This window comes from Edaphobacter sp. (assembly GCF_035532915.1).
Taxonomy (GTDB): domain Bacteria; phylum Acidobacteriota; class Terriglobia; order Terriglobales; family Acidobacteriaceae; genus Edaphobacter.
This window is the reverse complement of sequence record NZ_DATKQC010000099.1, coordinates 1-8771: the sequence shown is the minus strand read 5'-3', so window position 1 is coordinate 8771 and position 8771 is coordinate 1. Positions and strand designations below refer to the sequence as shown.

At 57.6% G+C, this 8771-nt stretch carries 7 protein-coding genes and 1 tRNA gene; 6 read left to right on the top strand and 2 right to left on the bottom strand.

Annotated features, from left to right (window positions below; translation table 11 throughout):
- Positions 1-298: 298 nt before the first annotated feature.
- Entirely contained in the window at positions 299-979 is a 681-nt protein-coding gene (locus VMU57_RS05120) for a TetR/AcrR family transcriptional regulator (protein WP_325381483.1), read from the bottom strand.
- Positions 980-1445: 466 nt separating this feature from the next.
- On the opposite strand from VMU57_RS05120, the gene VMU57_RS05115 reads away from it, so the two are divergent.
- From VMU57_RS05115 to VMU57_RS05100, 4 genes are all read left to right on the top strand, one after another.
- Positions 1446-2156: a DUF4386 domain-containing protein gene (locus VMU57_RS05115; RefSeq protein WP_325381481.1), complete on the top strand. Its 711-nt coding sequence runs from the start codon at positions 1446-1448 to the stop codon at positions 2154-2156.
- Between the two features lie 222 nt (positions 2157-2378).
- On the top strand, positions 2379-3005 hold the full coding sequence (locus tag VMU57_RS05110; protein WP_325381479.1) for an NAD(P)-dependent oxidoreductase: 627 nt from the start codon (positions 2379-2381) through the stop codon (positions 3003-3005).
- Positions 3006-3114: 109 nt separating this feature from the next.
- Complete coding sequence (locus tag VMU57_RS05105; protein ID WP_325381477.1) at positions 3115-3963, top strand: SDR family oxidoreductase; 849 nt, start codon at positions 3115-3117, stop codon at positions 3961-3963.
- 209 nt (positions 3964-4172) lie between these two features.
- Positions 4173-4487 (top strand): methylated-DNA--[protein]-cysteine S-methyltransferase, encoded by a 315-nt coding sequence (locus VMU57_RS05100; RefSeq protein WP_325381485.1) that lies wholly within the window; start codon positions 4173-4175, stop codon positions 4485-4487.
- Positions 4488-4985: 498 nt separating this feature from the next.
- Here the strand turns inward: VMU57_RS05100 and ispG are convergent, their stop codons facing one another.
- Positions 4986-6218: a flavodoxin-dependent (E)-4-hydroxy-3-methylbut-2-enyl-diphosphate synthase gene (gene ispG, locus VMU57_RS05095; RefSeq protein ID WP_325381475.1), complete on the bottom strand. Its 1233-nt coding sequence runs from the start codon at positions 6216-6218 to the stop codon at positions 4986-4988.
- Between the two features lie 109 nt (positions 6219-6327).
- Here ispG and VMU57_RS05090 point away from each other — a divergent pair.
- Positions 6328-6404, top strand: a tRNA-Arg gene (locus VMU57_RS05090).
- A gap of 79 nt (positions 6405-6483) precedes the next feature.
- The coding region (locus VMU57_RS05085; protein WP_325381473.1) for a protease pro-enzyme activation domain-containing protein at positions 6484-8771 on the top strand (2288 nt) is incomplete at its 3' end.

Sequence of the window (8771 nt, the reverse complement as noted above, 5' to 3'; positions counted from 1 at the left end):
ATGAGCCCGCCAAGGCAGATCACGGCCCCGGCGTACATGGCGAAGGTTTTGCCGAAAGGTCTCAACTCCCCCGGTAGACGGTTTCGGTTAGGTCGAGCGTGTTCTCATCGTCGAACGTGCGCCAACGAATTGCGAACAACTCACTCGGCCGAAGAGCATCTGTCATGTCTAACATGAGCAACAGCTGATCCCGGCGGGTCGGCGGCACAATGGTGAATGAACTGCGACCTTGGAAAAGTGGTTGAGTCCTGGTACTCCACGGGCATACCTCCAACGACTCCTAAGTAGACAGAAGCTGTTAGTGCTTTGGAGCAATGGACCGACTGGATCGCTTAGAGATTGCACTCTTCGGCAATCGCGGAACAGCCTGAACGCCTGCCCAAAGCGTTGCGATCGTTTGCTCGACCACGAGAGTCTGGTCAGGCAAGTCAGGCACAACCCCTTGGATGACCATGAGCGTGGCGAGGCCGAGGATCGTGTACCACCAGGTGTGGGCTACGACTGTGTCATCCTTACTTGGCAATCCTTCAGCCCTGGCAACATCGAAAAAGAGCTGTACGAAACGTTGGAACAACGGCCTGCCGATGTCGTCGATATATTGTCCAGCGCGGATGCCGTTGCGGTTCTCCGGCCCGAAGAAGACGTTGCGGAATTGCTGTGGATGGGCAGTGCAGAACTGAATCAAGCCGCGCGAAGTCGCAAAAAGACGCTCTTTCGGCGCAGGATGTTTAGCGGCAATCGCGTCGAAGTTCTGAATCAGCAGGCCGATCACCTCGCTGCTCAACTCGGCAAGAATGTGCCATTTGTCCGGAAAATGCTGGTAGATCACGGCGTGCGTATAGCCGATCTCTTTAGCGATCGCACGAAGCGTCACGGCTTCGTAACCGCGATCGGCGAACATTTTGCTTGCAGCCGCAAGGATTTCGCCCCGCAGCCTTTCCTTGCGCTCTACCCGGCGACTTGGTGATGTGGATGTCACTTCAATAGCTTAGACCCTTTCGATAATTTTTACGACCGTTTGTTGACTTATAACCATTGGTTAAAGTAAAACCGATGTATGACCGAGGCGAACATTCCGAAGGAGAATCCTCGATGCGACTCAACCGAATTCATTCCATTGCCACTCTTCTTTTTGCAATGTTGATTGCCGCCGGCTTGACCCCGCAGCGACTCCACGCCCAACAGGCCGATTCCCCGGTATTCCACTGGAAGGCTACGGCATATCGAATGGTACGCGCGGGAAGCTGGGGCCTCCCCCGTTCGATCCTTCGGTCTACCCGGTCGAGAACATAGGATCACGGTCCCCATCGCGATCCGCTACTGATCGGTAGCAAATTCCGCTTTCCAGCGGCGTCACAATGAAGAATTTCACGTCCCCGCGACCACCGTTGAAGTCAAACGGAACGATCGGGTGCTAGCTGCATAAGTTTCATTAAGGAGACAGTATGGAAGAGCTTAACGACCGCATCGCCCAGAACAAATATGCACGAATGGCAGGATTGATGTATCTGCTGGTGATCGCCGTATTCGTTACCGGACTGTTTCTGAGGTCCGGTATCGAAAAGAGCGGCAACTTTATAGATTCCTCGCACCGGATCGCCTCTTCAGAGCACCTATATCGGATCGGCGTTTCGGTCCAACTGAGTACGATGCTCTTGGCGCTTTGGCTGGCGATCAGCCTTTACGTAGCTCTTCGACCGGCAAATCGTAATCTTGCATTGGCCGCGCTTTCATTCAGGCTGGGCGAGATTGTTCTTGGCGCTATGTGGATCGTCCTGCAATTTCTCTCGGTCTCCGTTCACATTGCGGCAGATCACGCAGGCACGTTCAACGTGGGGCTGTTGAGCGAGCTTTCGGGACTGATCTTCCAAGCTTCGGCAAATTCCCTAAACGTCAGCGCCATCTTTATGGGGATGGGATCGACCATCTTCTTCTATCTCTTCCTTCGGTTCGGCTACATTCCGAGAGTGCTGTCCGGGCTGGGTATCTTCGCTTCTTTGCTGGTGATTGCAGCGTGCTTCGGGAAGCTCGTTTTCCCGGAGTACACGAGCATCTTGGATCTTGCCTTTATCCCGATGGGACTCTCGGAAGTGACAACCGGTTTTTGGCTGATGGTCAAGGGGCTGAACCACGAGTCCCCCGCACTCAAAGCGTGAACAGTTGCAAGAAACGGACAAAAGAGTTCCAAGGACGATTTGCGGTGCAAAAGCGTCACCCGCCCATGGCACTGGTGGTTGGTATTTTTACGAGCTCGTGAGCGTTGAGACACTCAAAATTAGAAACCACTGAATAATTTTCAACCAATGGTTTGAATAGGCCTCTAATCGTCAGGTCGCGCATTTGGATGGGCGGCCAAATACGAGACAAAGGAGGATGCGATGAAAGTTCTAGTGATTGGAGCAGCGGGCAAGAGCGGAGAGGCGCTGGTAAATGAGGCGCTGGCGGCCGGACATAAGGTGACGGCTTTCGTGCGTAGTGCCGCGCAGTACAAGAAGGCGAATGTCAGAGTTGTTGCGGGCGACGTGCTGGACGCGGCCGCGGTCGACGTTGCGGTAGCCGGACAGGATGCGGTGATCGACGCGCTGGGCGGCAAGACGCCGTGGAAAGTGACGACGATGGAAACGAGCGCGGCGCACAATATTGTGGACGCGATGCGGCGCAATGGCGTGCGGCGGTTGATGAAGATTTCGGTGGTGGGCGCGGGCGAGAGCGTCAAGAACGCCGGTTTTTTCAACGAGCACCTGCTCATGCGGACGTTTCTGCGGGGTCTGCTGGTAGACAAGGCGGGCATGGAGGCCGAGATCGAAGGCAGCAACTTGGACTGGACGCTCGTGCGGCCGCCTATGTTGACCGACGGTGAGAAGACCGGCGTTACCAGGGTGCTGAGCACGAAGGGCGGCGAGAAAGCGCACAAGATTGCGCGCGCCGATCTTGCGGCATTCATGGTGAAGGAACTCGAAAGCGTTCGATATGTGCGTCAGGCAGTGACGGTCACGACCACCTAGCAGGCTTCCGCGAGGGATCAAACAACCGAGGTAACAGTGTGGACGGACGGCTTTACGAAAAAGGCGGCGTCCTTGGCTTTCATGCAAAACGCAAACAAGGAGAAGACCAATGATCGTTGTAACAGGAGCAAGTGGAAAGCTTGGTGGACACGCTATCAAGAGTCTTTTGGAAAAGATGCCGGCAGAGCAGATCATTGCAGCCGTTCGTAATATCGAAAAGGGCTCGAGTCTGGCGAACTTGGGTGTGCAGCTTCGCGAAGCGGACTACACGAAGCCCGAAACCCTCGCCAAGGCTTTCGCAGGCGCAGAGAAGGTCTTGCTGATCTCGTCCAGCGAAATTGGTCAGCGGTTCGCACAACACCAGCATGTGATCGACGCTGCTGTTGCCGCCAACGTCAAAATGCTCGTCTATACGAGCATTTTGCGTGCGGATACATCCGCTCTTTCTCTTGCAAGGGAGCATCTCGCCACGGAGAAGGCGATCCAGGCTTCAGGCTTGCCGTTTGTCATCCTGCGCAACGGCTGGTACTTGGAGAATCACACGGAATCGTTGGCCCCTGCGCTACAGTATGGGGCGATCCTGGGCGCAGCGAAAGAAGGAAAGTTCGCTTCCGCCGCGCGGGCAGACTATGCAGCCGCAGCCGCAGTTGTCCTTACCAGCCAGGGGCACGAAAACAAAGTCTACGAGCTTGCCGGGGATGAATCCTTCACCCTTTCAGAACTCGCGGCCGAGGTTTCCGAGGTTGCAAAGATCACCGTGGTCTATCAGGACCTCCCACAGGAAGAGTACGAGAAGGCACTTCTGAAGTTTGGCCTGCCGATGCCCATTGCAGCGATGCTTGCCGACTCTGATGTCGGCGCTGCGAAAGGCGACTTGGATAGTCAGTCGGCAGACCTTCGTTCTCTCATCGGTCGGCCAACTACCCCTCTCATTGAGGCGATCAGATCGGCTGTGTAAAGGCCATTAGCGATTCATGCGACAGATAACTGTGGAACTCAACGGAACTAGCGAAGTGCCAGCTGCGCAAGTCACAAGCTCGGGCGTTCACCCCAAGGGCAACGTCGGGCTTCGACGTTGTCCGCTCGCAGCTCGATGAGTATTTTCGGCGCAAGCGGGTTCACTTCGACTTGCCGATCGCGCTGCGCGGAACGATCTTCCAGCAATCGGTGTGGAGCCTGCTGCAAACAATCCCGTATGGAGAGACGCGCTCCTGCGGAGAGCTTGCGGAATTGCTCGGCAATCGCCTCGCCATCCCTGCCGTAGGGCTTGCAAACGGCAGGAACCCGATCAGTATTATCATCCCGTGCCACCGGGTCGTCGGTAGCAACGGAAGCCTCACGGGGTATGCTGGTGGTCTCCGAACGAAAGCGTCGGCTACTGGATTTAGAAGCAGCGGTAGTGACATCGCAGCAGCAACTCAGTCTTTCGTAGAAGCGTCGCGTGGTACGCGCCAGAGGTACCACGCGGCAATGGTTCGATAGGGACTCCACCGCTGTCCTTCTCTCGTAATATCCGGAGTCGCGGAGCGAATTGCGGAGAGCACTATCCCATCTCGACACATGTGATGAACTCCGTACCGACGAAAAAGGAATACGCGTTGAGCGGGCTATCGTGATCCACCTCGAGGCGTTCGATTGGAACTGCTCGCAGGATATAACTCCGAGCTACACGCTCGAAGAATTCAACGCTTTGAGCAAACGAACAAAACGTTAGCATCCGATGGAGATCAACGATGGCAGTCGGCAAGATATGGATCCAGTCACACGTCCGATGTGAAATAAAGCATAGTTCACCTTTGTCGAACCACTTGTTCGGACCAAGACTTGTCATGTTATTGATATGAAAATAGTAGAAGCGGTGGGGGCATCATTCAGATCACGACAAAGTCGGGAACAAATTCATTCGACGGTTCAGACTAACTCGCATCCGTTGCACTTCAACCTTGGATCCGCCGGCCCCTGTATTTCGCTTGATAGCGGCTAAGCTTCCACCAAAACCTTGCCGTACCGTTTCTCGACATACTCATCGAGAATCACCTGGAACTCCTCAACGATCTTGTCACCCTTTAAGGTAGTGAACAGTTTTCCATCAACATAAACAGGGGCCTTCGGTTCCTCGAAGGTTCCCGGCAGCGAGATGCCGATATTAGCGTGCTTGCTCTCGCCGGGGCCATTGACGATGCAGCCCATGACAGCGAGCTTCAGCTCCTCCACCCCGGGATACTGCTTCTTCCACTCCGGCATCGAGGCCACCAGATATCCCTGAATCCGCTCCGCAAGTTCCTGAAAATACGTCGAAGTCGTGCGTCCGCAGCCGGGGCAACTCGTCACTTGCGGCATAAAGCTGCGAATCCCCAGCGACTGCAGAATCTGCTGGCCGCAGCGAACCTCTTCGCTGCGGTCGCCACCCGGGGTAGGTGTCAGGCTCACTCGGATCGTGTCTCCAATCCCGGACAGCAGCAGGGGAGACAATCCAGCCGTTGAGGCTACGACGCCCTTCATTCCCATTCCGGCCTCGGTCAGCCCAAGGTGCAGCGCATAGTCGCAGCGTCCAGCCAGTTCGGTATAAACGTCGATCAAGTCGCGCACGCCGGAGACCTTCGCGCTTAGGATGATCTGGTCCCGCCGCAGACCGTACCGTTCCGCCGCTGCTCCATTATCGAGGGCCGAGACCACCATCGCCTCCATCATGACGTCGCGCGCGGGCAGGGGGTTGGCCGATTTGGAGTTCTCGTCCATCATCTTCGTCAGCAGCGCCTGATCGAGCGAACCCCAGTTCACCCCGATCCGTACCGGCTTCTGGTGCTTGACCGCGACCTCGACCATGGTCCTGAAGTTGTCGTCATCCTTACGGCCGATTGAGCAGTTGCCCGGATTGATCCTGTACTTCGCCAGCGCCTGCGCGGTGTCGGGATATTTGGTCAGCAACTGGTGGCCGTTGTAGTGGAAGTCGCCGATGATCGGCGTCGTCCATCCCTTCTTCGCAATGCCCTCGACAATATAGGGAACAGCTTTGGCGGCCTCGTCGTTGTTGACGGTGACGCGTACCATCTCAGAACCTGCCCGCGCCAGCGCCGCTACCTGCTGCACCGTCGATTCCACGTCCGCCGTGTCGGTATTGGTCATCGACTGCACCACGACCGGTGCATCCGAACCCACACGAATTTCCCCCACATTCACCGTTACTGCACGTCGACGCTGTATCTCAGGCATAAAGTCTCCACCCTCAAGTTTATCACTGGGTCGGGTCGGGGCCTCACGGTACACTGTCATCTAAAGCCGTCTAAAAGTTTGTAAACCATAATCTCGCTCTTTTTATCTTGGCCCGGTAGCTCAGTTGCATAGAGCAGCGCACTCCTAACGCGAAGGTCGCAGGTTGGACTCCTGCCCGGGCCACCACCTCTCCCCGAAAAATGCACCACTGTCGCAACTACCCCAAACATTCTGTGTTCAACTCATTCTGGTGCACTCAGGGACGATGATGACAAGAACGTTTTACCTCTCCAGGCGTAGTTTCTTAGGGCTCGTTACTTCGGCTTCGCTTCTCTTCGGCTCCGCCGTCTCCTCCCTCGCGCAAAAGCCTCAGTCCCGTATCGCAGGCGAGATCACGTCCCAGCGCGTCGTGATGCCCAAATCGCAGCCTCCCATCGCGAGATTTGCTCCCGACAAGGGGAGCCTCGCGCCCCAGACGCGACTCGGCAGCATGAATCTTGTCTTTAGCCGGTCCGCCGCGCAGGAGGCCGATCTTCAGGCCCTGATCGCCGCCCAGCAGAACCCTGCCTCGCCGCAATATCACGCGTGGCTGACTCCCGACCAGTTTGCCGTCCGCTTCGGCATGTCCGACGCCGACATCGCCAAGGCCGAGGCTTGGCTGGAGCAGCAGGGCTTTACTGTCGAAGGCGTATCGCGCAGCAGGAACCGCATCACCTTCTCCGGCACGGCGGCGCAGGCCGAGGCTGCCTTTGACGTCCAGTTGCATAATTACCAGACCGACGGCACCACCCACTTCGCTCCGGCGGGGAACATCAGCCTTCCGGCGGCGCTCGCTCCCGTCGTTCAGTCCGTCACTAATCTTTCGAACTTTCGCCCACGCTCGCACATGCGGGTCCAGAGCGGTTCGTTGGTTTCGAGGCCCAACTTTACCTCCGCACAGACCGGCAGCCACTTTTTGACACCAGCCGACATCGAGACCATCTACGACATCAAGGCCGCCCAGAGCGCAGGCTACAACGGCTCCGGCCAGTCGATCGCCATCATGGGCCAGACCGCCGTCGTCCTCTCCGATATCGAGAACTTCCAGAGCGCGGCCGGGCTGACCAAAAAAGACCCCACCATGGTTCTTGTGCCGAAGACCGGCGTCGCTACCGTCTACACCGGCGACGAGTCCGAGTCTGACCTCGACCTCGAATACTCCGGTGCCATTGCGCCCGGCGCGACCATCTTCTTCGTCTATACCGGTAACGCCAGCGGCGCCAGCGTGACCGATGCCATCCAATACGCCGTCGACAACGACATTGCTCCCATCATCAGCACCAGCTATGGCGGCTGCGAGACCCAGTACTCGACCACCGAGTACAACACTGAGAACAGCGTGCTCGCGCAGGCGGCGGCTCAGGGCCAGACCGTCATTGCGGCTGCTGGGGACGATGGTTCGACGGACTGCTATAACATCAAGGGCCTCACCACGGCACAGCAGCAGGCCCTTGCTGTAGATTTTCCTGCTAGCAGCCAATATGTCACCGCGATGGGCGGCACCGAATTTTCCGCTGCAAACGTTGCCTCCGGTAGCAGCTACTGGGCGGCGGCGAACGGCAGCGACGTCCTCAGCTCGGCCCAGTCCTATATTCCTGAGGAGGTCTGGAACGACGATTCAGCCTCCGCCACTAGTGCTGCTACCGCTATCTCCGCAGGCGGCGGCGGGGCCAGTGTTCTCACCACCACCCGGCCTGCCTGGCAGACCAGCCTTCCCGGTATCCCCTCCGGCAGCACCCGGCTGGTGCCCGACATCGCGCTCGACTCGTCGCCCAACAACGCAGGCTATCTCTATTGCTCCAGCGATTTTAACAATACCCGGATCACCGGAAGCTGCGCGAACGGATTCCGCGACAGCAGCAACTCGAACCTGACCATCGCCGGGGGCACCAGCTTTGCCGTTCCCATCTTTGCCGGAATGGTGGCCATGATCAATCAGGCGACCGGGCAGACCGCGCAGGGCGTCGTCAACCCCACCCTTTACGCTCTCGCCACGAACTCGACAACCTACGCGTCGGCCTTCCACGACATCACCACGGGCAACAACTCCTGCACTGCCGGATCGACTTACTGCTCCACCGCGGCCATGAACACGTCGCTCTATGCTGCGACGGCCGGTTACGACCAGGCTAGCGGTCTGGGTTCGGTCGACTTCAACAATCTGCTCAACGCATGGAAGGCAGCCGCCGTTCCGGGCAGCTCATCGCTGCTTGCGACCACCACCACCGTTACCGCGGCCACCACCACTCCGGCCTCGGGTGCGTCGGATGTCGTCACCATCAGCGTCGCCCCCAGTGTTGCCCCCCTCACTCCCACACCTACGGGGACGGTCACGATCCTGGTCGATGGCACCCCGGTTTCGCCCGCGCCAACCCTGTCGGGCGGTACCACCAGCTATTCCTTCTCTTCGACCACGACCGGACAGCATGTTATCCGCGTAACTTATTCGGGTGATGGGGTTTATGCTCCCTCGAGCAATACGGTCACGGTCAACGTCGGACCGGGCTTTACCAT

Bases quoted from the DNA above. Each gene is read 5' to 3' on its own strand.
- VMU57_RS05105 (WP_325381477.1), top strand. From the start codon at position 3,115: ATGATCGTTGTAACAGGAGCAAGTGGAAAGCTTGGTGGACACGCTATC.
- VMU57_RS05115 (WP_325381481.1), top strand. From the start codon at position 1,446: ATGGAAGAGCTTAACGACCGCATCGCCCAGAACAAATATGCACGAATG.
- VMU57_RS05110 (WP_325381479.1), top strand. From the start codon at position 2,379: ATGAAAGTTCTAGTGATTGGAGCAGCGGGCAAGAGCGGAGAGGCGCTG.
- ispG (WP_325381475.1), bottom strand. From the start codon at position 6,218: ATGCCTGAGATACAGCGTCGACGTGCAGTAACGGTGAATGTGGGGGAA.